General features: G+C 62.6%; 27 protein-coding genes, 1 tRNA gene and 1 other RNA gene. 10 read left to right on the top strand and 19 right to left on the bottom strand.

The features are described from left to right. Nucleotides 1-8: 8 nt before the first annotated feature. Nucleotides 9-593 (bottom strand): ribosome maturation factor RimM, encoded by a 585-nt coding sequence (gene rimM / locus CJZ80_RS12650; protein ID WP_094513839.1) that lies wholly within the window; start codon nt 591-593, stop codon nt 9-11. Nucleotides 594-645: 52 nt separating this feature from the next. Here rimM and CJZ80_RS12645 point away from each other — a divergent pair, with 52 nt between their 5' ends. Next, the gene (locus CJZ80_RS12645; RefSeq protein ID WP_094513834.1) at nt 646-831 is read left to right on the top strand and encodes an NAD(P)H dehydrogenase subunit NdhS; all 186 of its coding nucleotides are present in this window, start codon (nt 646-648) and stop codon (nt 829-831) included. Here the strand turns inward: CJZ80_RS12645 and rnc are convergent. Together rnc and rnpB are read right to left on the bottom strand one after the other, a co-directional pair. Further along, the gene (gene rnc, locus CJZ80_RS12640; protein WP_094513831.1) at nt 809-1,585 is read right to left on the bottom strand and encodes a ribonuclease III; all 777 of its coding nucleotides are present in this window, start codon (nt 1,583-1,585) and stop codon (nt 809-811) included. The genes CJZ80_RS12645 and rnc overlap by 23 nt on opposite strands. A gap of 7 nt (nt 1,586-1,592) precedes the next feature. Further along, nucleotides 1,593-2,007, bottom strand: an RNA gene (gene rnpB / locus CJZ80_RS12635) — RNase P RNA component class A. Between the two features lie 45 nt (nt 2,008-2,052). On the opposite strand from rnpB, the gene CJZ80_RS12630 reads away from it, so the two are divergent. After that, nucleotides 2,053-2,126 (top strand) — tRNA-Arg (locus CJZ80_RS12630). 170 nt (nt 2,127-2,296) lie between these two features. Beyond that, nucleotides 2,297-2,743 (top strand): arsenate reductase ArsC, encoded by a 447-nt coding sequence (locus CJZ80_RS12625; protein WP_198948313.1) that lies wholly within the window; start codon nt 2,297-2,299, stop codon nt 2,741-2,743. Nucleotides 2,744-3,168: 425 nt separating this feature from the next. Here CJZ80_RS12625 and CJZ80_RS12620 read toward each other — a convergent pair whose 3' ends face one another. Further along, nucleotides 3,169-3,558 (bottom strand): VOC family protein, encoded by a 390-nt coding sequence (locus CJZ80_RS12620; protein ID WP_094513825.1) that lies wholly within the window; start codon nt 3,556-3,558, stop codon nt 3,169-3,171. A gap of 182 nt (nt 3,559-3,740) precedes the next feature. Next, nucleotides 3,741-4,043 (bottom strand): DUF2834 domain-containing protein, encoded by a 303-nt coding sequence (locus tag CJZ80_RS12615; RefSeq protein WP_094513822.1) that lies wholly within the window; start codon nt 4,041-4,043, stop codon nt 3,741-3,743. Between the two features lie 89 nt (nt 4,044-4,132). On the opposite strand from CJZ80_RS12615, the gene CJZ80_RS12610 reads away from it, so the two are divergent. Next, nucleotides 4,133-4,954 (top strand): helix-turn-helix domain-containing protein, encoded by an 822-nt coding sequence (locus tag CJZ80_RS12610; protein ID WP_233133078.1) that lies wholly within the window; start codon nt 4,133-4,135, stop codon nt 4,952-4,954. 624 nt (nt 4,955-5,578) lie between these two features. On the opposite strand, the gene CJZ80_RS15210 is transcribed toward CJZ80_RS12610, so the two are convergent. From CJZ80_RS15210 to CJZ80_RS15735, 3 genes are all read right to left on the bottom strand, one after another. Further along, the gene (locus tag CJZ80_RS15210; RefSeq protein ID WP_144037036.1) at nt 5,579-6,484 is read right to left on the bottom strand and encodes a HEPN domain-containing protein; all 906 of its coding nucleotides are present in this window, start codon (nt 6,482-6,484) and stop codon (nt 5,579-5,581) included. Nucleotides 6,485-6,695: 211 nt separating this feature from the next. Continuing rightward, complete coding sequence (locus CJZ80_RS12600) at nt 6,696-7,667, bottom strand: DUF2971 domain-containing protein (RefSeq protein WP_094513814.1); 972 nt, start codon at nt 7,665-7,667, stop codon at nt 6,696-6,698. Between the two features lie 213 nt (nt 7,668-7,880). Continuing rightward, nucleotides 7,881-7,970 (bottom strand): toxin-antitoxin system HicB family antitoxin, encoded by a 90-nt coding sequence (locus CJZ80_RS15735; protein WP_233133091.1) that lies wholly within the window; start codon nt 7,968-7,970, stop codon nt 7,881-7,883. A 625-nt stretch (nt 7,971-8,595) separates the two neighbouring features. Here CJZ80_RS15735 and CJZ80_RS12585 point away from each other — a divergent pair. After that, on the top strand, nt 8,596-9,066 hold the full coding sequence (locus CJZ80_RS12585) for a hypothetical protein (protein ID WP_144037035.1): 471 nt from the start codon (nt 8,596-8,598) through the stop codon (nt 9,064-9,066). 281 nt (nt 9,067-9,347) lie between these two features. Here the strand turns inward: CJZ80_RS12585 and CJZ80_RS15205 are convergent, their stop codons facing one another. The 9 genes from CJZ80_RS15205 to CJZ80_RS15190 all read right to left on the bottom strand — a co-directional run bounded on the left by CJZ80_RS15205 (nt 9,348) and on the right by CJZ80_RS15190 (nt 15,276). After that, entirely contained in the window at nt 9,348-9,926 is a 579-nt protein-coding gene (locus tag CJZ80_RS15205) for a hypothetical protein (protein ID WP_144037034.1), read from the bottom strand. Nucleotides 9,927-10,112: 186 nt separating this feature from the next. Continuing rightward, a complete protein-coding gene (gene mazF / locus CJZ80_RS12580) occupies nt 10,113-10,469 on the bottom strand; it encodes an endoribonuclease MazF (RefSeq protein ID WP_094513805.1) in 357 nt (118 codons plus the stop codon). After that, the gene (locus CJZ80_RS12575) at nt 10,469-10,711 is read right to left on the bottom strand and encodes an AbrB/MazE/SpoVT family DNA-binding domain-containing protein (protein ID WP_094513802.1); all 243 of its coding nucleotides are present in this window, start codon (nt 10,709-10,711) and stop codon (nt 10,469-10,471) included. The genes mazF and CJZ80_RS12575 overlap by 1 nt, the downstream gene beginning before the upstream one ends. A gap of 165 nt (nt 10,712-10,876) precedes the next feature. Next, nucleotides 10,877-11,437 carry a hypothetical protein gene (locus CJZ80_RS15200; RefSeq protein ID WP_144037033.1) on the bottom strand — a complete coding sequence of 187 codons (561 nt, stop codon included), beginning with the start codon at nt 11,435-11,437 and terminating at the stop codon, nt 10,877-10,879. Next, nucleotides 11,424-11,738 carry a hypothetical protein gene (locus CJZ80_RS15195; protein WP_144037032.1) on the bottom strand — a complete coding sequence of 105 codons (315 nt, stop codon included), beginning with the start codon at nt 11,736-11,738 and terminating at the stop codon, nt 11,424-11,426. The genes CJZ80_RS15200 and CJZ80_RS15195 overlap by 14 nt, the downstream gene beginning before the upstream one ends. 300 nt (nt 11,739-12,038) lie before the next feature. Beyond that, the gene (locus CJZ80_RS12570; protein WP_233133077.1) at nt 12,039-12,959 is read right to left on the bottom strand and encodes a DUF547 domain-containing protein; all 921 of its coding nucleotides are present in this window, start codon (nt 12,957-12,959) and stop codon (nt 12,039-12,041) included. Further along, nucleotides 12,928-14,265 carry a hypothetical protein gene (locus tag CJZ80_RS12565; protein WP_094513797.1) on the bottom strand — a complete coding sequence of 446 codons (1,338 nt, stop codon included), beginning with the start codon at nt 14,263-14,265 and terminating at the stop codon, nt 12,928-12,930. The genes CJZ80_RS12570 and CJZ80_RS12565 overlap by 32 nt, the downstream gene beginning before the upstream one ends. Next, nucleotides 14,256-15,005 (bottom strand): glycosyltransferase family 2 protein, encoded by a 750-nt coding sequence (locus tag CJZ80_RS12560; protein ID WP_094513795.1) that lies wholly within the window; start codon nt 15,003-15,005, stop codon nt 14,256-14,258. The genes CJZ80_RS12565 and CJZ80_RS12560 overlap by 10 nt, the downstream gene beginning before the upstream one ends. Beyond that, nucleotides 14,908-15,276: a hypothetical protein gene (locus tag CJZ80_RS15190; RefSeq protein ID WP_144037031.1), complete on the bottom strand. Its 369-nt coding sequence runs from the start codon at nt 15,274-15,276 to the stop codon at nt 14,908-14,910. Before CJZ80_RS15190 ends, CJZ80_RS12560 begins: the two co-directional genes overlap by 98 nt. Nucleotides 15,277-15,480: 204 nt before the next feature. Between CJZ80_RS15190 and CJZ80_RS12555 the strand changes: the two genes are divergently transcribed. Together CJZ80_RS12555 and CJZ80_RS12550 are read left to right on the top strand one after the other, a co-directional pair. After that, on the top strand, nt 15,481-17,682 hold the full coding sequence (locus tag CJZ80_RS12555; protein WP_094513794.1) for an FAD-dependent oxidoreductase: 2,202 nt from the start codon (nt 15,481-15,483) through the stop codon (nt 17,680-17,682). Between the two features lie 41 nt (nt 17,683-17,723). Next, the gene (locus CJZ80_RS12550; RefSeq protein ID WP_094513791.1) at nt 17,724-18,872 is read left to right on the top strand and encodes a methyltransferase domain-containing protein; all 1,149 of its coding nucleotides are present in this window, start codon (nt 17,724-17,726) and stop codon (nt 18,870-18,872) included. 42 nt (nt 18,873-18,914) lie between these two features. Here CJZ80_RS12550 and CJZ80_RS12545 read toward each other — a convergent pair whose 3' ends face one another. Then, nucleotides 18,915-19,508, bottom strand: coding sequence for a cytochrome b (locus tag CJZ80_RS12545; RefSeq protein ID WP_094513790.1), 594 nt, complete (start codon nt 19,506-19,508; stop codon nt 18,915-18,917). A 408-nt stretch (nt 19,509-19,916) separates the two neighbouring features. On the opposite strand from CJZ80_RS12545, the gene CJZ80_RS12540 reads away from it, so the two are divergent. The 3 genes from CJZ80_RS12540 to CJZ80_RS12530 all read left to right on the top strand — a co-directional run bounded on the left by CJZ80_RS12540 (nt 19,917) and on the right by CJZ80_RS12530 (nt 21,698). Next, nucleotides 19,917-20,576: a Coq4 family protein gene (locus CJZ80_RS12540; RefSeq protein WP_094513787.1), complete on the top strand. Its 660-nt coding sequence runs from the start codon at nt 19,917-19,919 to the stop codon at nt 20,574-20,576. Nucleotides 20,577-20,821: 245 nt separating this feature from the next. Continuing rightward, complete coding sequence (locus CJZ80_RS12535; RefSeq protein WP_094513784.1) at nt 20,822-21,163, top strand: hypothetical protein; 342 nt, start codon at nt 20,822-20,824, stop codon at nt 21,161-21,163. Between the two features lie 55 nt (nt 21,164-21,218). Beyond that, the gene (locus CJZ80_RS12530; RefSeq protein WP_094513781.1) at nt 21,219-21,698 is read left to right on the top strand and encodes a hypothetical protein; all 480 of its coding nucleotides are present in this window, start codon (nt 21,219-21,221) and stop codon (nt 21,696-21,698) included. Between the two features lie 3 nt (nt 21,699-21,701). Here CJZ80_RS12530 and CJZ80_RS12525 read toward each other — a convergent pair whose 3' ends face one another. Next, nucleotides 21,702-22,763: an acetate/propionate family kinase gene (locus CJZ80_RS12525; protein ID WP_094513778.1), complete on the bottom strand. Its 1,062-nt coding sequence runs from the start codon at nt 22,761-22,763 to the stop codon at nt 21,702-21,704. Nucleotides 22,764-22,768 lie beyond the last annotated feature (5 nt).

The following is a 22,768-nucleotide window of genomic DNA, read 5'->3' as shown; positions in this document are numbered from 1 at the left end:
GGAGGTGGTCAGGGATCCAGCAAACCCGGCGGCGGTGTGATTTCCAGCCACCCTTCGCTGACCTCCACCCGCGGCACGATCGGTGTCACGAAGGGGATCAGCACCCGCCGCCCCTCGCTCAGCCTCACCTCCAGCAGGTCATTCCCGGCGTGGATCAGGTCGACGACGGTGCCGATTGGCGTGCCGCCGGGCGCCAGCCGCACCTCCAGCCCCTGCAGATCGAACAGGTGAAACTCCCCGTCGGCCAGCGGCGGGCGGTCACTCGCCTCCACCAGCAGGTCGTGCTGCACGATCGCCTCCGCCGCTGAGCGGTTGCCGATCCCCTCCAGCCGCACCACGAACAGCTCCCGCCCCGGCAGCTGACGGCCACTGAGCAGGCGCACAGGCCGGGGAGGCTCCTGCTGCTTCCGCAGCCAGCGGGGCCCCGGGCGGGTGAAGCGCTCCGGGAAATCGGTGCGCGGCAGCACGCGCAGCTCCCCTTCCAGGCCCTGGGCGGCCACGATCCGCCCCACCACCAGCCAGGGATCGGCCGCAGGGGCCTCCTGCGGCGGCAGGTCAGCCCCATCACGGCGCGGTGGTGCCCCTTTTGCCATCCCCGCTCGCCTGCATCAGCCTCGATAATGGCGCCACCCCTTCAGACCACCGATGGCTGTCAGCGCGCTGCCGATCCTGCCCGGGTCCACCGTGGTGGTCCGCGACCCACGCTCGATCTACAACGGCTACCGCGGCTTCGTGCAGCGCCTCAGCGGCAAGCAGGTGGCGGTGCTGTTCGAGGGCGGCAACTGGGACAAGCTGGTGACGCTGCCCCTCAGCAGCCTGGAGCAGGCCTGAGCGCTTCGGCGCCCTGCTCCAGTTCCAGCACCCTGAGCGCCGCGCTGGCCGCCTGCTGTTCGGCCTCGCGGCGCGAACGGCCCCAGCCTTCGCCCAGCGGTGATGCGGCGGCGTAGCTGGCCACCACCACGGCGCTGCGGAAGCGGCGCGGATCGCCATGCCCCTGGCTGCACTCTTCACAGCTGTAGGCGGGCAGACCCAGCCCCCGCGCCTGGGTCCATTCCTGCAGGGCCTGCTTCCAGTTGTGGCGGTGCGGATCGGCCAGCAGCGCCGCGATGCTCTCCGACCAGTGGGGGGAGAGCCAGCGGTGCACCGGCTCCAGGGTTCCCCAGGTTTCGTAGAGCGCGCCGATCAGGGCTTCACAGGCCTCGGCGCGGATCGTGCGCCGCGCTGCGGCATCCCCGGCCGCCATGGCGCCAAGCCGCACCACCGCATCGATCCCGCAGCGATCGCCCAGGTCCGCCAGCCAGCGGTCGCTGACGATCTGGGCCCGCAGCTCCGAACGCGCGCCCACGCTCAGCTGCGGGTGCAGGCGCTGCAGGTGCTCGGAGGCGGCCAGCCGCAGCACCGCATCGCCGAGAAACTCCAGCCGCTCATGGTTGCGCGCCAGGCCGGCGGAGGTGTGGGTGAGGGCCTCATCGATCGAAGCCAGACCCGACAGGCCCGTGCTGGGCTCCTCCAGCCCCAGGCTGGCCAGGAAGGCCAGCAGCTGGCGCTGCCGGCGGGGGCTCAGCGTTGGGCCTGGGGGCGTCATCGTCAGGGGGTGAAAGCAGGACGTAAGCCGGGTTCTGTTCCGTTCCGCCGGAGCGGACCGGGGCGGTCATCTATCTGGGACCGTTGTTACCAACGGCCTCGAGCGGCACACATGAAGCGGGACGGGTGTCATGGCCAACCCTTGTCCCTCGGCCTTGCTCCCGGCCGGGGTTTACCGAGCCAGCACCTCTCGATGCTGCTGGTGCGCTCTTACCGCACCTTTGCACCCTTGCCTGTGCTCGGTGGGCGAACCCCCCTGAGCCATCGGCGGTGTGTTTCTGTGGCACTCTCCTCACGGTCACCCGCACTGGGCGTTACCCAGCAAGCCTGGCCATTCGGGAGCCCGGACTTTCCTCAACCGGGCCCGGCGCCCGGCCCGAAGACCGAAACGCTGCCCCGATTGCGACCACCTCGCCTGCTTTCGTGGTCCATCATGCCCGCGTGGGCGGAGCTCATAATGGGCCGCAAGGGGCTGTAGCTCAGCCGGATAGAGCGACGGTTTCCTAAACCGTAGGTCGTGGGTTCGAGTCCCGCCAGCCCCGTGCCTCCTGAACGCAGCCGAAGCAAGGGCTCGTGTGCTGCCTGCGACCCGGGAAGCGCATGGGCGCCAGGCGTGGCCATCCGATTCCGACCGCCGCCGGTAGTTCCTGAGCGGTTCAGCACGGGCCGGGGGATGGGGCCGCGCTCAACCAACCCATTGCGCAGCAACCTTGTGACGAAGAGAGCCAGGCAGCGGGTGCTGGTGGTGTGCACCGGCAATTCGGCGCGCAGCATCATGGCGGAAGCCCTGTTTCAGGCCCTCGGTCAGGGGGCCGTCGAGGTCGCCAGCGCCGGCAGTGCCCCCACCGGGCGGGTCCATCCGCTGGCGCTGGAGCAGATCAGCCGCCTGCCCGTCGACCCCGGCCAGTTCACCAGCAAGAGCCTGGCGGCGGTGCTGGAGGCGTCGGCCGACCCGTTCGATCTGGTGATCACCGTGTGCGATCACGCGACCCGTCACTGCGACCCGCTGCCAGCCGGCACCACGCGGCTGCATTGGGGACTGCCCGACCCTGCTGCGCACACAGAGATGGAAGAGGCGAGAACAGCCTTCTCCGCCTGCTTTGACGTGCTGGCCCAACGGATCGGCGACCTGCTGGGCAGCGATCTGCAGCGGGCCTGAAGAGAGCGTGGCCCCCCTCCGAAGGCGCCAGGGTCGTTGATGGGTGTGAAGCGTCCTGCGGCTTAGCTGAGCGGCGGAAGCGGCGGATTTCTCTTGATCTCTCGCCTCTGATGGGCCCAACGGGATTCGCCCACAGAACCAGGCAGACGTTATCCGGGTGGTTGTCTTGGTTTCCATCGCCCGATTACATCTGCAAGCGCAACGATGGCACTGCCGCAGATGAGTCACTGCACGCTTTGTGCTTCGGTGGCCTGCTCGGTCAACATCAAAGGTGTTGGGTCCTAAACCGGCAGTGCGGCTGAAGCCAACCTGAAGGAGCTGATCGGGGTGGTGACGAGCGCTGCAGGGAACAGGAAGAATGTGATGGCTCTTGTGGGCTTCGTCTGGCGCTAACGCTTGCGCGAGAGCTTAGGTGTCGCCGCGGCTCACTTCTCCTGCTCGCTCCATGGCGAGCACACATCAATGAGGCAACCGGCTGGGTCAATCACCAGGAACCGGCGTTGACCGTAGAACTCGTTTCGCGGTTCCTGGATCACTGTTACGCCCATCTCCTGTGCCTTCTTGTAGACCTCATCGACATCCAGAACAACGAAGGTCACATACATTCCCGTCGGAGCGGTCTGGTAGGCCTTGGGGACGAGGTCATGCGTCCGCTTGATGATGCCGAACTCAAGCTCCAAGGGTCCCGGGGCTCCCAGCTGCACGTACCAATCACTGTCGTACTTCACCACAAAGCCCAGCAGCTGAACGTAGAAGTCACGGCATGCGGCGAGATCGTCGGCGCAGATGTTCGTGAGGATTCGGCTGAAGGACATGGCGGTAGATTGAGGACTGAATGTGACGCCTAACGCTTCAGTTCAGAGGCAGATTATGGAGATGGCATAGGCGGCACCATTCGCTCCCGTCTTCCGAATCTTGAGGTTAGGCCCCTTCACAAAGCAGACGCGCCCGGCACGCACGTTGATGGTTGCTACGTGCTCGCAGGTGGCCTGGCGAGTCACGCCTTGGATGCCGAGGAATCAGCCTCCCGACGGGTGAGCAGGTAACCCAGGGGGCCGAAGGAACCCACAGCCAGCGTGGCCAGGATCCAAGGCCAGGGGTTCCGCCCCTGCGCCCTCGCATCGCGCCACATCCACACCAACACGAGGGTCAGCGCAATCACCAGGTCGGCGAAGACCTGGGCTGCTGCGAAGCTGCGGAAATTCGGCTCGATGATGCCCCAGTAGCCGTGGTACCAGAGGGCTGCGCCACTCAGGGCAGCAAAGAGGGCAAGGACGATGACGATCAGAGCGCGTTGCATGGTGGGGGCATCAGCCGTGGAGCCTTTACTCTCTGATTATTTGGGAATGGGAGCAATTACCTCGGAGGTAATGGCTCGATCCATGGTCCTTGGTTGAACGCGGCATGTCCCTTGCATCTCCATCCCTCAGAGAGGCCCTCCAGAGGGCCCGCAAGGCCCGACGCGTCAGCCAACTTGAGCTGGCGCTGCAACTGGGGGTTTCCCAGCGCCATGTCAGCTTTGTCGAGAGCGGCCGCTCCCGTCCGAGCCGCGAGCTGCTGATCGCCTGGCTGCGGGTTCTCGACGCACCCCTGGCCCTCAGCAATGAGACATTGCTCATGGCCGGGTACGCCCCCGCCTACACCGAGGGGCAGCTGGACGATCCGTGGCTGGCCGATGCAGGACAGGCCCTCGAACAGCTGCTGAAGGCCCATGAACCCGCGCCGGCCCTGATCCTCGATGCCGAATGGAATCTGCTGCGCATGAACAGCGGGACCATCTGGTTGGCGACAACACTCATGCCATCCGCCGCGGCCCTGATGGGCCAGGGGCCCGTGAACCTCCTCGACCTGCTCACGCATCCGGAAGGTCTGGCTCGCCACGTGACCAACCTCGACGACGTGGGTCCGCGCTTCCTGGCGATGCTTCGCCGTGAAGCCGCAGTCCATCCTTCGCTGCAGCCTCGTATGGCCGCCTATGAGGCCTTCCTGGTCTCGCGTCTCGGCAGCGCGGCACCATCGGGATCAAGCTCGCGCCCCCAAGCGCCCGTACTCACCACGCGGTTCGCCTCACCGTACGGGGAACTTGCGTTTTTCAGCATGTTCTCGACGTTTGGAACGCCGAATGACATCACGCTGGCTTCGCTGCGAGTGGAGCATATGTTCCCGGCGGACGATGCCACGCGCTCGGTGCTCAAGCAGCAGATGAGTTGATTCATTGCCAGACGCTGTAGCGGATCGGCAGGCATGAACCCTTACGAGTGCTCACTCACAGAAAGAACGAAGTAGCGGAACACGATCGCGAAGGCATCCCTTTCTGATCAGCGCATAGGCCCTGGAGCATCTCCGGGTGAGCGATCTTTTTGGCAGCAACTTCAGCTCGTTGCGCCGCCGCGCGACCGGATCAGGATGATGCGAGCGAATGCCAGGATTGCTGAGAATAGGAATACTCAGATGCCTGCGCCCATGAGCCAGCCAGAGATGCTGCTATGCAATGCCTCATCGGCTCGCTGTACAGGCGTTGGGTCCTGATAGGGAACACCTACGAAGTGGACCCCCAAAAAGAAGCCGCCGATGAACATTGACAACCCCACCATGGCCATGAGCTTCAGTGTGCGAGGGTTCATCTTTGAGGTGGTGAAGCAGGCAAGCTCTTCACTGAGTGAAGGTGGTTCGATAGCTCATCGATACTGGGTAGTGTCGCTCAGCTGCCGGCGGGCTGTTGCGGGTGCGTGTTTTGTGGCCTAACGCTTGCCATCACCTGGTCGCAAGCTTTGATCAGCGAAGTAGAGAGCTATACGGATGCGGCTCAGGTGTATGGTGATGTTAGGCTGTAATTTAAGCGTCTTCTTGATTCTGGCATCCGCGATGAAGAATCTCTGCGCAGTAAGCAGATACCCTAAGGGACTCCCAAAAGATACTGACTGCATCACGAAGTGAAAGCTCGTCCTTTGAATATCTTACTTCCATCGTAATGCTGGAAACCGCCTGAATGCTGCCCTCAAGATGCGCATAGCCTTCGTGTTTTGTCTTCAAAAAATCCCAGATTTTGAGCACTCCGTGACTGAAGTCTTTCTTAATTGAGATTTCTTCCATTCCTTCAACAGTGAACAGTAATGACTTGAGCATCTTCTCGGTCCATTGCTGTGAGTGGAAAGCCGAGTTATTTGTGTCATAGGGAATCGTAAGACTTCTTCCAGCAATTATACGATCTCGATCTGCGCTAATGAGAAATGGATCGCCGGCAAGCCTAGGTGATGATGACGTTGATCTCACTGCGTTTAATAAATTCTGAATAGAAAGCATTAGTGGATACCCCTCTTCGAAGTCTCGCCTTATTGATCTGATCTCTTCGTCTGCAAGCAATGATCCCGTATGTGGGGTAAACCCCTCAACCAGCTCCATGAAGCTTACCCTGTGAGGCCCAGCACCAAAACAGATTGGTATTCGGAGGAAATAGATATCATCCAATGCGATGATTGGAATCGAGTCTAGGCGCAGAATCCACTGAGATCGTTCACCGTAATGCTCCCTGTACCATTCTTGTACTTTGTCGTGAAGATCCTGGCCTTCATGGTCTCGATCTGGAAATATCTTTCTTTGCCATGCTGGAAGAAAAGTGAATGAGGAGTTGGGCGAAATCCTATCAAAAGCCAGATGGGCTCGCATGCCAACAGAATATCCTTGCTGTCTAAGCTCAGCATCAGCTGACCGCATCCTGTTCTCGAACTCTTCTCTGTTCATGGCATTAAATAGATCGCTATGATTGAAGAGGTTGAGAATATCCTATTGACAACTTGGGCAGACAGCTCTCGCAAATATATCCTAGTCGCTGACTAGAAGCGCAGCCCGCCTAACGCCCCAGATCAGAAGCGGGCAGGAAGCAACTGGCGAGAATACAGCTTCCGCTCCCGTCTTCTGCGCCTGGATGTTGGACTGTCGTGATTCATGATTGCTATGTGATCCACCGAGAAAGCTTGATTTGATATGAGCCCTGCTTCATTTCAGCTCGGTATTTTTTCAGCGGTGGCAGCCCCATCTGATCGCGCCTTCCCAAAATCCGTGAAATCTCGCCAATAGAGCTTTCAGAAATCTTGGCACCTAAGATAATGCCCGAGAGAAAGCCTGGTTCAAAGTGTAAGTAAGAACCGGCAGAATTGGGTTGAACGTGCCTCCATTCATTTTCGTAAGACCAGCGAGAGTGCTTATTTGTCGCTGCATAAAGGCACTCTTGCTCAAAGGCGGGTGAAATCCAGTTAATTTCAGGAAAGCTGTCCGAGTACGAGACTCGGACTAAGCGACGCAGTATCAGCGGATACCTGAACACCTGAAACTGCAGGCAGATACCTCGGTGACTATCGCCATAATGGCTCCACATAAGGTTATTGCGAGGTCCGCTCTCTCTCGATGCCGAATCATTCTCTGATCCTTTACAGGATGTACTGAAGCAAAAAACACCCGTTTCCCTGAAGAGTGCCTCAGCGGATTCTTGAATTTTAAACTCATTTGAAATTCCGGGCCAACCGTGTTCTTGCCAAATTGATTGGGCTTTCCTTATTGCATCCTGCTTGGCCTGCGGACTTGGCGCAGGCAGTGACTTGATCTTTGTGAGCAGACTTGAAAGATCCCCCTCAACTGTCACGCGAGGCATCATGTCAAATGGATCATTGAACAACTCTGGACTGCTAAGATAAAGTCTCGAGCCTACAACTATATCCTCAAGAATATGCGGTTTCTTGATGTCAACTGCTTTGAACTTATACAGCATGCTCGGAAAGCTCTGGCTGCGCAGGAACTTTCTCCGATCTACTTCTGGTGCCGAATGAAGTGCATGCAGAATCGTCTCTGCCTTGCTCATTGGATTGCCATGGCTTGATTGATGCGTTGGCTTAAAGCCTTCACCGCCACCTTGTCGTCTTTTTGGCATATTGTCGTGTCCTTAAGATGCTCGCTCAACTTGATCGTTGAAGTTAGCAGAAACTCTACTCTGTGGCTGTGGCTCTGAGTGACATGAAGGCGTGTCCGTGCAGTCCAACGCTGCCCCTGAGTGGCAGGCAAGGACTCTAGAGCGTAAGCAGTAAACCGCTGGTGGCCTGTCCACTCAAGGGGCTTGTTATCCGTTCCTCTATGCCTTGACACTTCACTGGAGTGCTTCCTGAGCAAGTGTGTTGAGGCTCTTGCCCTGCGCCTCCGCCGTCAACGCTAACTTCTCGTGTAACTCAGGAGGGATCCGAAGATTGAATTTTCTGAAAAGTGTCTCCGGGGTTCAATTCCTTGTTCCTTGCAGACCTCAAGAAAGACGTCCAGTGACTTCTTGAATTCTCAACGAAGCTCATCCGGACTGGATCCATAAAAGTCCGCTCCTCCAGATAGCCCGAGAATGTCCCACGAAACCGATCCATTTCCTCGTCGAACTCAATTTTGGCTTGGTAGCCATCCACAGTCATGAGAGTCATGGTGTCACTCTGTGTTCTCCAAACCATTTGCGGATTGAAGCAACAGCACCCTTGTCTGTAACAGGCGATGGATGGGGTCTGTGGAAGACCCTGACTTCGCCAAACAGACCGGCCGTGACTGGGCTGCCCGCCCTCTCACTGACATCCCCACCAAGCTCCTTAAACAGGGCTTCAATGCCCCTCCACGGCAAGTTGCCGCTTACGGGACGGGAGAAGATCGGCTCAAGGGTGCGCTGGTGCTTCCGCTGCGTCTCTGGATGGTAGTGCCCCCGGTACTAGATGCAGGGCTGAGTCAGCAAACCTATTAGATATGCGGAATGCCAAGATCGGAAGCCGGCAGGGCGGGCACAGTCTGAGGGAGGTCATAGATTATGTGTCACTGCCCATGACAGCTCAAGAATGGACAATGAAACACATAGCCTTGATGAACTCAAGGATAAAGCAAACTTTCTAAAGCGTGAAAAACAAAGGCTATTAGAAGCCCAAAGAAAGCGTGATGAAATAGATCGTCTTCGGAGAGAGATCGCGGAACTTTCAGCAAAGGAATTGGCCGTAACTAAAACTGAAGAGACTGACATCGGCGAGTCCCTCAATGAGGCTCGCGCAGCAGGACAATGGCCACATGATCTCTCCGATGAAAGAATTATTCTAGAGTCAAAGTGGGAGGAAGAAAAAGTCCGACTCAATGAAAAGAAAGAAAAAGAAAAAAGGGACACACACAAGATCGTCTGGGGGGTCTTTGGCGGTCTAGCGATCTTTTTCCCATTCTTCTGGCCGTTCTTTATTCTTCAAGGGTTTAGAGCTTACCCCGTTACTTCGTTTGCGATCCTCGCTTTTGTTGTCTTTCTGTTGATCATCCTCACTCGGTAGCCAATCCATGGCAAAGATGGCCGTACGACAAGGAAGTTGCTTTAAATGCCAATATTTCCAGAGTGTCCGGCTGAAACTCCGCTTTCCGTAAGCAGAGAACTGTCTCCGTTGATTGACCAAGAACTCGGTGAGCAGGGATACTAGATATGGATACCGTTTGCCATCACCTGGCCGCAAAGAGTGATTGGCCCTTGAGATTAAGCCCCGGCGGCGGCTCAGGTGCATGGCATGGTTAGGCAGGAATCAATGGGGTCATTCAGATCACTCATACATTCGCAGACCTAGCTTACTCTCGTCACAGTAAATCTGGCTGGAATCCGTGTCGATGGATTTGTAGACCAGTACACTCCATCTGCGCTTTCATTATGGAAGCTGATCTCAAGAACTCCATACTCAGTTGTGTCAGTTGTCATTTCTATTGCAAAAACGGCATTCCCGCGATCCCACTTGAATTGCTCTCCTTTGTAGCTTGCCACGAGTTTCTTGGCTCCGTCGGCCAGATACGAGCAACCGGAAAGAGTTACAGAGAAGAGTGTCTGTGAAATTCTAAACTCCTCAATGTGGTCGCTTCTGTCCGGAGGAGCGCTGCCCGAGCATTTGCCATAGTCTTCCGACTTCCCCTTATAAACGCCCCCAATATAGTTATTTCGCAATACGCCACGAATCAAGAAATTAGCATCTATTGCCCATACGAAGAAGAGAGCTGTTGGCATGAGCGCAGCAATCTGATACAGCTTCATTATACTTGTTGGCAAATGGTTGGCTTCGCCCAGCTGGCCAACGACGGAAAATATGTGGTATACCACCAACGTGAAGAAGAGAGCAATAGCGACGCCTATCCTTGCCCTGTCTTTAATCATTGATTCAACAAAAGTCCATATGCCCCTAGTGTAGGGTCCTCAAGGTCACCCGGCTATGGCAGTGACCTGGCGATTGCAAGACGGGATTGCTGCCTCGTATCTGCCTAACGCTCGCCATCACCTGGCCGCAAAGAATGCTCGGCGAAGAAGATGACCTTGCGGCGGCGGCTCAGGTGCATGGCGGTGTTAGAGAGTGGCAGGAGTGTCAGGCTCAAGAAGCGGTAACACCCTCGCAGTTACCATCTCCATTACATCTGAGGAAGTCCGCTCAATGAACTTCACATTCCTGGATCGCCAGTCAAGGCTCTTCAGCTGATCTGACAGAACAACTCCACTGACGGTATATCCATCAGGGAGCTTCACTTCGAATGGGTATCCCTTGACCTTTGACGTCACAGGACAGAACAAGGCCAGACCGACTTTTCCATTGTAGGACTTTGGAGATAGAACAAGTGCTGGTCTTCTTCCACGCTGTTCACTTCCGGCGTGTGGTGTGAACTCCAGCCACACCAGATCACCACGATCGGGCACGTAGGAGGACATCAGAATGCTTCGGTCCCTACGGCATCCCCCGTATCAATGGAGGCGTGGATGTTCTCGGGCGTGACGCCCGCCAGAAGATCCGCAAGCCTGAGCCGGCTTGGAACGGCGGGCCTCAGCACCAGTTCACCGTCCTTCGCTGTGAGGCTGACCTCAGTACCAGCCCCTAGGCCAACCTCCTCAGCCAAGCCGCGTGGAATCCTCACGCCCAGGCTGTTACCCCATTTCTGAACCTTCGTCTGCATGCCCCAGCTGCGGCTATACGCAGACTATACCACTCCTTCGCACGGCAGCCTGTGCCCCATCTCTCTAACGCTCAAGATCAGCGGCGGGCTGAAGACCACGGGCTCGTGGGCAGATTAGTGTTCCCGCCCGCTGTATCTTGATGTTAGCCGTAATCCGCAAGGAGTCTACTTGCGGGGCTCTTTGAAGGCCTGAGACTGCTTTTCAGGCTTACTAGGCTCATTCTTTATCATGCGTAATACCTCATTAAACACATCACCGGGGCCGACACGGATAACCACTGCCGCAAGCAATACCAATGCAACCGAGAAAGAAAAAATCCACGAAGATACAACTCCTTGAAGAACGCCAGGCCCAAATCTTTTAAGCTCTTTCAGGTCGGAGCCAATCTGGCCTTGCAAATAACCCTCTTGCCATTTGTCCTCAATCTCTTTGACCTTCTCCTCAAGAGATATCTCTAGAAACTCCCTTGCAATTACGCCGGCTTGAATTCTGTAGGCATTGAGCCTAGCATCAGTATTAGAAGATAGATGAAAAGACTCTCGCTCTGCTTCGTTCGGAGGCCTGCCGTACTTGGAAAGAGAACCTCGAATAAACTCGATCTTCTCACGTTTATAAAGAGCATAGGCAATCATGCCATTAATGTCGTCTCCTGACTCGACAAGCTTTTCGTAAATAGGATTATAAGAGTTTTCCTCTGCAGTGGCATCGACGTCACTTATGTTCATGAGCTATTTTAGTGAATGCACTTTGGAGATCGCGTTGAATTTCCGAATTGCTCTTGTTGATAGTCATGAGAGCTTGGATTGCGGCTGGACGCTTGTTTGCCAGCCTGCGCCTTGCCATGCCGCGTCGAGTAAGATTTTTTCGTATGTTCTCAACAAAATAGAGGGTAAATGTTTGACCGCCTTGCTCGTTTTGAGTTGCCATAGGAATCGCCATTTTCGGAATCATAGCAGGATTTGGTTTTGCCGCTGGGTGATCGCCAGAATTATTCATTAAGGCGAGATAGGAGAAGACCCCTGCCATCTCCAGAACTTTCGGCTAACTTGTTCTTCGACAGTTCTGCAAACCACCCCGGCTTGGCCTTGCCCTTCTGCAAACCGTAGGGCGAAACGCACCAAGGTCATCCCATCAAGCAGATGATTCAAGGGCTTTGGTTGGCCAGGGGAGAGCGGCGCGATTGGTTCGCAGGTCAGAGAACGTCTGTTCGCAACGATACATATCCTGTGGTCGTTTTGCCACCTGCAAGAGACATTTTGCGCAAGGCCTAATGCTCTTCAACTCATAAGCGCTATCACCTGCACACGCATTCTCTCCGCGACCAATTCAGCGCCGTGAGCGATTCAGGCTCCAGTCGTAGGGCAGGTGCGTCAGGCGGTAGTCGCCCCCCAGTAGCAGCTTCTGATCCTCGGCCGGCCGGTAGCGGGCGATGAAGCGCAGAATTGCGCTCTGCTTCTTGTGGCCGGGCACCGTGGCGGCCTTGGGATCGGCGCGCGACCAGTCGTCTCCGAACCACTCAAAGATCTTTGAGATGCCCACGGTTTTGTTGGCCCGGTCGATCTGCAGCCCCACGTTGCTGGCCAGCCAGCGCTTGCTCTGATCGTCCAGCTGCTGGTCGAGCTCCGCGCCCGTGAAGGCTTCGCCTCGCAGCGGCGGACAGCTCATGGCGGCGCAGACGAGGGCGGCGTGGATGCGGGGCTCGTTGTACTCGCGCCGCAGGATCTCGTGCTCGATCCCATCGAGGGTGAGCTGCTGGCCCATCAGCGCGTGGCGGCGGAACTTCCACACGCCGGGGATGTCCTTGATGCTGGGCCGGATCGGTTTGTGATCAATGACCGAGCGCAGGGTGAGGGCGTTGTAGGCGTTGATCAGCAGGGCGATCTGATCGGCTTCCGGCCAGGAGCCGAAGCGCTCCGGCGTGAGCGCAGCCAGTTCCTTGAGGTAACGATTCAGCTGGGCCGGATCGCGCTGCAGGGTGTCGTAGTCCACCAGCCCCTGCGCGTCCACCACCGCTTGCAACACGGCGTTGAAGGGGGCTGGATCCAGGCGCGGCTGGGGAGCGTTGGCTGTTGCGCTGCCGCTGCTCTGGCGGAGGATCTGCGCGGCCGGTCCGCCGCCGCAGCCTGCGGCGCTGAGCAGCAGCACCCCGCAGAGCGCCAGCGACGGGACACGCCAACGAAGCGAAGCCATGGAAGCGCGAAAGCAGACCAGGGGTTTACCGCTGAGCGGACGATTCGGTTCGGTCATGGTGTTCCCCCCGCAGGCTCAGCAGCAGACCCAGCAGCAAGGGCAGCCACAGCAGCAGCCGTTCCGGGGTCGTGAGCTGCCAGTCGGGCAGCCGCGAGGGCAGCACAAAATACACGAACGCCGACAGGCTCACCAGCCGCGCCCCCCAGTTCTGGCTGGGCACCGCGAAGGGCATCAGCCAGATGAAATACCAGGCGTGCACCACCGGGGAGAGCAGCAGCAGGGCCAGCAGGTAGCGCCAGGCGAACACCCCCAGCCGCGCCCGGCTGGCGAGCAGCACCCCCACCACCAGGAGCAGCAGCAGCCCATGCACGGCATTGGTCTGCAGGGTCCAGGGCCAGAGCCGGCCGATCCAGTGGGGCAACCATTCGGCGCTGCGGCCGTGGCGGACGAAGCTGGAGCCGGTGGGCACCAGCGGGCAGCTGCGCAGGCCGCAGAACAGGGAGGCCCCCAGCAGCAGGGGGGCCAGCCCCACCAGGACGGTGGCCAAGGGCGGCCCGGGCCGCCGTGTCTGCCGCCAGCGGCTCCAGGCCCGCTGGATCAGCAGCGGCACGGTGATCCACTTCAACGCCACGCTCAGGCCCAGCAGCAGGTCGACCCCGGCCTGGGCGCGGGCGCCCTGGGGCCCGGGCGTGCGCTCGCTCAGCAGCCAGGCCGCCACCAGCGGCAGCAGGAACCAGCTGTCGTAATGGCCGCCGCCGCTGATGCCGTAGATCACCAGCGGATTCCAGGCGTAGAGCGCCGTGCGTGCCGCCCCGAAACGCGCCGCCAGCAGGCCGCAGATCGCCAGGTCGGCGGCGGTGAAGGAGAGCTTGAACAGCAGCGCCTGCTGGGCCACGGCGGCATGCAGCCGAAACAGCAGCTGCGCCAGCGGCGGATAGATGGCGGTGGTGCCGGCATGGTTGATCTGCGGCCACCAGGGCGTGCGCAGCCCCTCCAGCGCCGCGGCATCCGGCGGCAGGTCGTAGGGGCTGAAGCCCTGCAGCTGGATCCTCCCCTCCCAGAGGTAGCGCCAGATGTCATCGCCGGGCTCCATGCCCAGCAGCGCCAGCCGCGTGAGCACGGCCACCGCCCAGAACAGCGCCCGGGGCAGCGCGGCCAGCGACCAGGACAGGGCAAAGCCCGCCCCCATCACCGCTGCCGCCAGCCAGAACGGCTGCAGGTTGGCGGGGTCGAACAGATCGCCGTGGGGGCGCATCATCAATGCCCCGCCGATCAGCAGCAGGGCGCTGGCCGCTTGGCGCAGCCAGGCCTTCCGAAGCCCTGTCAGCCGCAGCCCAGCCGGCAGCTGGAGTCTCAGTGCCATCGCCGCAGCCACAGACGGCCGAGGGTGGGGAGGATCACGCTCCCTGCCCGCACACTGGCGCGCCAGCGACCGGAGATCTTTGAGTCCCCGGCCAGGCGCGGTCGGTGGGAGATGGGAATCTCGCCGATGCGCAGGCCCAGCTCGATCGCCCGCACCTGCATCTCCAGCGTCCAGCCGTAGCCCCTGTCGCGCATCCCCATCGCCTCGAAGGCAGAGCGGCGCACCAGGCGCAGGGGCCCCAGGTCGCGGTAGCGGAAGCCCCAGCCCAGGGCCACCAGCCCCGTCGCCAGACGGTTGCCCCAGTGCTGCAGGGGGGTGAGTGCCGCCCGCCCCGCGGCCGTGGCGGTGCGATCGCCCAGCAGCAGGTCGTGGTCGTGCAGCAGCGGCAGGAAGCGGGGCAGCTCCTCGATCGGATCGCTGCCGTCGCCATCGCAGAACAGCAGCCAGCGCACCGCGGGGTCGAGCTCAAGGCAGCCGCGCCAGCAGGCCCTGCCGTAGCCGAGGCGCGGTTCGCTCAGCACCTCCGCCCCCTGCGCGGCGGCGATCAGGGCGCTGCCATCGCTGCTGCCGTTGTCCACCACCCGGATGCGCCGCAGCCCCTGGTGCTGCAGCTGGCCGATCACATGGGCGATCGTCAGTCGTTCATTGCGCACCGGAATCACCACCTGCAGGCTGTCGAGCAGTTCCTTGGCGAACGGGGGCTGGGGCTCCGGTCGGCTCTGGGATGAATCGATGGCCATGGCAGGTCTCGAGGTGTGCGCGCAGTCCCAGTGGCAGAAAAGCCAGATCGGCAGGCTCGTCGATATCGGCCAGGGGGCTCTGCTCGCTCCAGGCCAGCTCCGCCGGCAGGTTCAGCCGCCGCCAGGCCGGATGGTCGGGAGCAGGCGTCGTGCACAACTCCACCACGCCCAGGCCGCTGGCGCAGGCGGTGCGGATGGTCCGGCGCAGCAGCCGTTCGGCCAGCCGCGCGGCGCCGGCCGGTCCCAGGGCCGGCTCCAGCCGGGTCTTCACCTGCCCCGGGACGGGCGCTTTGGCGAGGATGACGATTCGAACAGGCGGGAGCAGGGGGGTAGCCCTCCAGGGTGGTCTCCAAGGCAGTACCCACCAGTGGCCCATCCGGTTTGCCGCCTGCCCCAGCCGGCCGGTTCACGCCACGGTGTCGCCGGCCAATCCGCACCAAGGTGTTGCCGGTAGGTCTAGGGAAGCGTCTCCTCTATGTCTGCGTCTGGTTCACCGCCCCCTGGCCGGCCCCGCTGGCGCCAGTTGCTGCTGATCGCCGCCATCGCCCTGGTGGTGGTGCTGTTCTTCGGGCTGGGCCTGCACCGCCAGCTCACCCTCGAGGGCGTGCAGCGCGCCCACGGCGCCCTGCTGGAGCGACGGGCGCAGGCGCCAGCGCTGGTGGCCGGGGCCTACATGCTCCTCTACGTGCTGGTCACGGCCCTGTTGCTGCCGGGGGCCGCGGTGCTCACCCTGGCCGGTGGGGCGATCTTCGGCCTAGGGCTCGGCACCCTGCTGGTGTCGTTCGCCTCCAGCGTTGGCGCCCTGCTGGCCTTCCTGGTGGCCCGCACCCTGCTGCGCGATCTGGTGCGGCGGCGCTTCGGCCGCCAGCTGGCGCCGATCGAGGCGGGCGTGGCGCGCGATGGGGTGTTCTACCTGCTCAGCCTGCGGCTGGCGCCGGTTTTTCCTTTCTTTCTGGTGAACCTGCTGATGGCGCTGACGCCGATGCGGGCCGCCAGCTTCTATCTCACCAGCCAGATCGGCATGCTGCCCGGCACGCTGGTGTACGTGAACGCCGGCACCCAGCTGGCCCAGCTGCGCGGCCTGGGCGGCATCCTCAGCCCGCCGCTGCTGGGCTCGCTGCTGCTGCTGGCCCTGTTCCCCTGGCTGGCGAAGGCGGCCACCCGCCGCTGGCAGATCTGGCAGCTCTACCGCCCCTGGCGGCGCCCCCGCCACTTCGACCGCAACCTGATCGTGATCGGCGCCGGCGCGGCAGGACTGGTCACCTCCTATATCGCCGCCACGGTGAAGGCGCGGGTGACCCTGGTGGAGCGCGCCGAGATGGGCGGCGACTGCCTCAACACCGGCTGCGTGCCCAGCAAGGCGCTGATCAGCTCGGCGCGGCTGGCGGCCCGCATGCGTCGCGCCGACCGCTACGGCCTTGAGCCGGTGGAGCCGCGCCTGAGCGTGCGCCAGGTGTTCGCGCGGGTGGCCGCCAAGGTGGAGGCGATTGCGCCCCACGACAGCGTCGAGCGCTACGAGGGCCTGGGGGTGGAGGTGCTGCGCGGCCAGGCTCGCCTGCTTGATCCCTGGACCGTGGCGATCCAGGGGTCCGAGGGGGAAGCGCAGACGCTCACGGCGCGCGCGATCGTGCTGGCCACCGGCGCCGAGCCGGTGCTGCCTCACTGGCCGGGGAGCGATACGGTGCCCCTTCTCACCAGCGAAACGGTGTGGAGCTGGCTCGGCAGCTGCGCCCTGGAGCGGCCGCGGCTGGCGGTGCTGGGGGGCGGTCCGATCGCCTGCGAACTGGCGCAGGCCCTCGCCCAGCTGGGCCTGCCGATCACCCAGATCCAGCGCAGCCAGCGCCTGCTCAGCAAGGAAGACGCGGACGTGGCCGCCGAGGTGCAACGGGCCCTGGAAGCTGACGGCGTGACGCTGCTGATGGGCGCCCAGGTGCTCGGCTTCGAGCGCCAGCCCGGCCCCCAGGGCGTGACCACGGTGCGGGTGCGGCAGGGGGAGGAGGAGCGGGCGATCGTCTGCGATGCCGTGCTCTGCGCCCTCGGCCGCCGCGCCCGGCTCACGGGCTACGGCCTGGAGGAGCTGGGCATCCCCACCGGCGCCACGGTCACCACCAACGCCTTCCTGCAGACCAACTACCCGAACATCTATGCCGCCGGCGACGTGGCCGGACCGTTCCAGTTCACCCACACCGCCGCCCACCAGGGCTGGTATGCGGCAGTGAACGCTCTGTTTGGCAACCTGCGCGCCTTCAAGGCCGACTACCGGGTGATTCCCCGCACCACCTTCACTGAACCGGAGGTGGCCACGGTGGGGCTCACCGAAGCCGACGCCGCGCAGCAGGGCATCGCCGTGGACGTGACCCGTTTCCCCCTGCACGAACTCGACCGCGCCATCGTGGAGAGCGCCGAGCAGGGCTTCGTGAAGGTGCTCACCCAGCCGGGTGGCGACCGCATCCTCGGCGCCACGATCGTGGGCGAGCACGCCGGCGAGCTGCTGGCCGAGTTTGTGCTGGCGATGACGTGGGGCCTGGGGCTGGGCCGGATCTTTGCCACCATTCACGCCTACCCCACCATGGCGGAGGCCAACAAGTTCGCCGCCGCCAGCTGGAAGAAGCAGCGGGTGCCCCAGCACCTGATGCCCTGGCTGCGCCGCTACCACGCCTGGCGACGTCGCGGCTGAGCACCCCCGAAGCCCTCCCGTTCATCCCCCTGCACCCTTCCATGGCCAGCCCCACCCACACCAGCAGCGCCGACGCCCCTTCCACCGACACCAGCTGCTGCAGCCCGGCGGCCACCAGTACCCCTGACACCAGCACCACCGACGTCAGCCGCGGCGTGCAGGAGTACTACGGCGCCACGCTCAGCAGCAGCGCCGACCTGCGCACCGACGCCTGCTGCGACGCCAGCAGCGTGCCCCAGGCCCTGCGTCCGCTGCTGGCCCGCATCCATCCCGAGGTGCTGTCGCGCTACTACGGCTGCGGCCTGGTGGTGCCGCCGCTGCTGGAGGGCCTGCGGGTGCTGGATCTGGGCTGCGGCAGTGGCCGTGATGTGTACCTGCTGGCCCAGCTGGTGGGCGCCAGCGGCGCGGTGGTGGGCGTCGACATGACGCCCGAGCAGTTGGCGGTGGCCCGGCGGCACCAGCAGCATCACGCCGAGCAGTTCGGCTTCGCCAACGTGGAGTTCCTGGAGGGCCGCATCGAGCAGCTCGATCAGCTGCCCCTGGAGCCCGGCAGCTTCGATCTGGTGATCTCCAACTGCGTGGTGAACCTCTCGGCCGACAAGCTGGCCGTGCTGAACGGGGTGCGGCGTCTGCTCAAGAGCGGCGGTGAGTTCTTCTTCGCCGACGTGTACGCCGACCGGCGCGTGCCCGAGGCGCTGCGTCACGATCCGGTGCTCTACGGCGAATGCCTCAGCGGCGCCCTCTACTGGAACGACTTCCTGCGCCTGGCCCGCCAGGCCGGCTTCGCCGATCCCCGCCTGGTGAGCGACCGGCCCCTGGAGATCACCGATCCCGAGCTGGCCGCCCGCACCGGCGCCATCCGCTTCTTCTCCGCCACCTACCGGCTGTTCCACCTCCCCGAGCTGGAGGATGCCTGCGAAGACCACGGCCAGGCGGTGATCTACCGCGGCACGATCGCCGAGCACCCCCACGCCCTGCCCTTCGACAAGCACCACTGGATCGAGGCCGGCAAGGTGTTTCCCGTCTGTGGCAACACCTTCCGCATGCTCGAAGGCAGCCGCCTGGCGCCCCACTTCAGCTTCATCGGCGATTTCAGCCGCCACTACGGCCTGTTCGAGGGCTGCGGCACGGCCCTGCCGTTCGACGGGCCTGCGGCGGCCACGTCCGCAACGAGCGGCGCCTGCTGCTGATCGGCGCTGCCGCTGCGCGGCCTCTGACCGATGCCGACCGCTTCAGTGCGAAACAACCCCTGAGGCCCGCCGGCGCTTGATGGTGTCACCCAGCCGGCGCAGGTTGGCCTGCACGACGCGCCACTGGGCGAGGGTGTGCAGAACGATGAAGGCCAGGAAGGTGTAGGAGAGCCAGAAGTGCAGGCTGCGGCCCAGCTCCACCATTGCCTTGTTTTCAGGAAACAGATCGGGAATCACAAGGCCGAAGAAGGCGACATTGCCTGCCTTGAAGGAATTGGACAGCAGCAACCCGGCCAGTGGAACCACCACCATGAAGCCATACAGCAGGGCGTGAAGCAGCATGTTGCGCCACCATTTCGGGCTCAACCGAGGCAGGTGCCGGGTGTACTTCTTCCACCACACCTGCTGCAGCACCACGATCCGCCAGAGCAGCAGGGCGATGGTGAGCAGGCCGATCGATTTGTGGATGTCATAGAGAGAGCCACGAAAAGACACCTCGCGACTCAGCTGGGCCATGAAGGCACCGCCGCTGAACAACAACAGATAGAGCCCTGCCATCCACCAATGCACCGACATCAGCCGCTGAAAGGCTGAGGTGAGCCGTGGTCTTCGGGGTGTGGTGAGGTCTTGGTTCATCGGGTGGCTTTCAGCCAGCGGAAGGGCCTGATGGGGGCGGCTGTGCCATCGGCAACCAACCGCGAACTCCGGTGTAGCCAGATTATCTCCACTTGACACACACCGCTGTTCTCCAGGCTCGCTGTTCTCCTGGCTTGCTGTTCTCCAGGCTTGCTGTTCTCCAGGCTCGCAGTCTGCCGTTGGCACTGTCCGTCGGGCTGGCTCTTCCCCATTCGCGTTGACTGCACTATTCACTGCAGCAGAGTCAGCAATTGGGGTGCAGTTGCGGTGATGTTGTTCACCTTGCCATGGCTTGCGCTGTGGCGTTCATGGATCGGCGCATCCCTCGAAGGGCGTTGGAATCACGGTGATCTGCGCCGGCCGCCTGGTGCAGCGGTGGCAACATGGTCGCAATCATCCAGCGCTCACATGTTCAACCTTCCCCAGCGCCTGCAGTCGCTGCGCATGGTGGCGGCACTGAGCGGCTTTCTGCGCAACCCCGACCAGCTCGACAGCGTGTTTGCGGTGGCGCGGAGTCTGCAGAACAGTCCGCTGTCCAATCAGATGCACCGCCATCTGCTCGCCAACCCGCAGATGGCGGCGTTGGTGGCAGAAGGCTGGCGACCGCAACCGCTGGACCTTGAGGCGCTCGAAGCCATGCCGGTAGGCAGCCTCGGCCATGCGTATGCCCGGCACCTGAGCGAGCAGGGCCTGTCCCCGGAGGCGCTGCTTGACCCTGCGCCGATCACTTCCGCGTCCGACTACCTGGTGCACCGCCTGCGCGAAACCCACGACATCGTGCATGTGCTCACCGGCTTCGGCACCGATGCGGTGGGCGAGCTCGGTCTGCAGGCCTTCAATCTGGCCCAGGTGCGCTCCCCGCTGGCGGTGATGCTGATCTTCGGCGGCCTGCTGAAAACGCTCCAGGACGATGAACCGATCGCCCCGCTGTTGCAGGCCTTGAGCAACGGTTTTGCCATGGGCCTCTCGGCCGGCTGCCTGGTGATTGCCCAGCGCTTTGAAGACCACTGGGAACGCCCATTGAGCGACTGGCGCCAGGATCTGGGCCTTGCGCCGCTCAACGCCTGAAGCCTGGGCCCGGAACGCCGCCGCCGGCCGCCGCCCGACGTGCGGGAACCGCTGCAACGACACTCACCAGGCCCCGGCCCCGGCACTGCCAGCGGCAGGAAACAGCCGCAGACACGGTTCACCGCCGCACCTCACCACCTCGCTTCGCGGCCATACAGACCTTGCAGAGGGGTAGCAGGCACTACCACTGGTGCCGTGCTTGAACGGGCCACCGCCACTAGTGTAGGGGAGGTCGTTTTCTGAGCATGACCCAGCTCCATGATCTGCGGCTGAGGCTGTTGGTGCAGCAGGAGAGCGAAAGGATCGCCCGGGGCCAGCCCGATGAGCTCGATCTTTCCGTGGTGCAGGCCCGTTGCCTCTGCTGGCTGGCCCTGCTCACTGAAGCGCACGAGGAGCAGGCCGGTGAGGCGGAGCGGCGCGGTGACATGGAGCAGGCGATGAGCTGGTTCGCCGATTCGATGCGGCTGCGCGATGTGATTCAGGTGGTGAGCACGATCGAAATTCCTTTGCCTGCCGCCCAGGTGGAGGATGGCGACCTCTTCGGTGACGATGATTTCACCGGGGATTCCTGTATCGATCTCGCCTGACGGCACAGGTTGGCGTCCAATGGCATGATGGTTTGAGAAGAACCAAGGGAGCGCGGTGCCCGAAGAGCCCTGCCAATGCCCTGATTGTCAGCGTTTCTATCGGGAGCACGACCGACTGATCCGCGAAAATCCCAGCCTGCGCCAACAGCAGGAGCTCAACTGGGCTGCCCTTCAGGCCTTCCGTACCCTGGCGGGCCGCGTGCTGGAAGAGCTGCAGAAAACCCATGGCGACGACGCCACCGATGCAGCCGCTGCCACCGCCGGGTCCGTTGCGCCCGATGGCCAGGCGCCTGACGACGACGCGCCGGAGCAGGACAGCCTGCAGCAGGCGATCAGTGACCTCGAAAACATCAATGCCCACCTCTTCTCGATCGAGGCGTTGATGGAGCGCATCTTTGATGTGCGGGTGCCGGAGGAGGTGGAGCAGAAGTTCCGGGAAACGGCCGGTGAGCTGGCTCCCGATCCGCTCAATGCCGATCGTCTGCGTCTCAACCGTCTGCTGCACCAGACCCCCGATCTGCCCGATCGCAGCTGAGCGTCAGTGTTCGCTCGGCCCGGCTCTGCCGCCGCTGGCCCGGCGGCAGAGCCGGGCGGCCATGCCCTCCTCATCGGCGGCAACGCGCAGCAGCTGAAACGGTGGCAGCCAGGCCAGGTGCTCCCGCAGCTCCTGCTCCAGCAGCAAGTCGTTCTGGCCGATGCCGCCGCTGAGCGCGATCGCGTCCACCCCGCCCAGGCTGGCGGCCATGGCACCGATGCCCTGAAGCAATCGGTGCAGAAACACCTCCAGCGCCAGCTGGGCGCCGGTGTGGCCCGCCGCCGCCGCCTGCCGCAGTCTGCGCATGTCGCCGCTCAGTTCCGAGAGCCCCCGCAGGCCGCTTTCGTGCTGCAGAGCGTGATCGAGCTCAGCAGCACTCATGCCCTGCCGTAGGCGATCGAGCAGCAGGCCGGGATCCACCGAGCCGCTGCGGCTGGCCATCACCAGCCCCTCCAGCGGCGTGAACCCCATCGTGGTGTCGATGCTCAGGCCGTTGCGCACCGCCGCCAGGGAGCAGCCCGCCCCCAGGTGGCAGCTGATCAGCCGCGGCACCGCCACCACTTCACTCACGTGCTGGTGGTTGAGCCCATGAAAGCCGAAACGCCGCAACCCCTCGGCGCGCCAGGCGGCGGGGATGGCGTAGGTGAAAGCCGCCCGCGGCAGGGTGCCGTGAAAGGCGGTGTCAAAGCAGGCCCACTGCGGCAGCTGCGGCAGCCAGCGCATCATCCAGCGAATCACCACCAGCGCCGGCCCGTTGTGCAGGGGGGCCAGGGGCACCAGCGCCTCCAGGGCCGCCTCCTGAGCCGGGGTGATCCAGGTGGGCTCCGTGAGCGCGGCACCGCCGTGCACCACCCGGTGGGCGGTGAGCAGCAGGCGCTGACGCCACGGGGCCAGCGCCTGTGGCAGGAACGACGCCAGGACCTCGTCCGCTGCGGCGGGATCCCAGGGGCGCTGGTCCTGCCACAGCCGCGTGCCGGCCGGGTCGATCAGGCAAGCCTTGAGGCTGGAGCTGCCCACGTTGAGCACCAGCACCAGATCGGCGGCCTGCGTTGCGCTGGGCTCCATCGCGG

The organism is Synechococcus sp. MW101C3 (assembly GCF_002252635.1).
Taxonomy (GTDB): Bacteria; Cyanobacteriota; Cyanobacteriia; order PCC-6307; family Cyanobiaceae; genus MW101C3.
The sequence above is the reverse complement of the archived record's forward strand: the minus strand, read 5'-3'. Positions and strand labels throughout refer to the sequence as shown.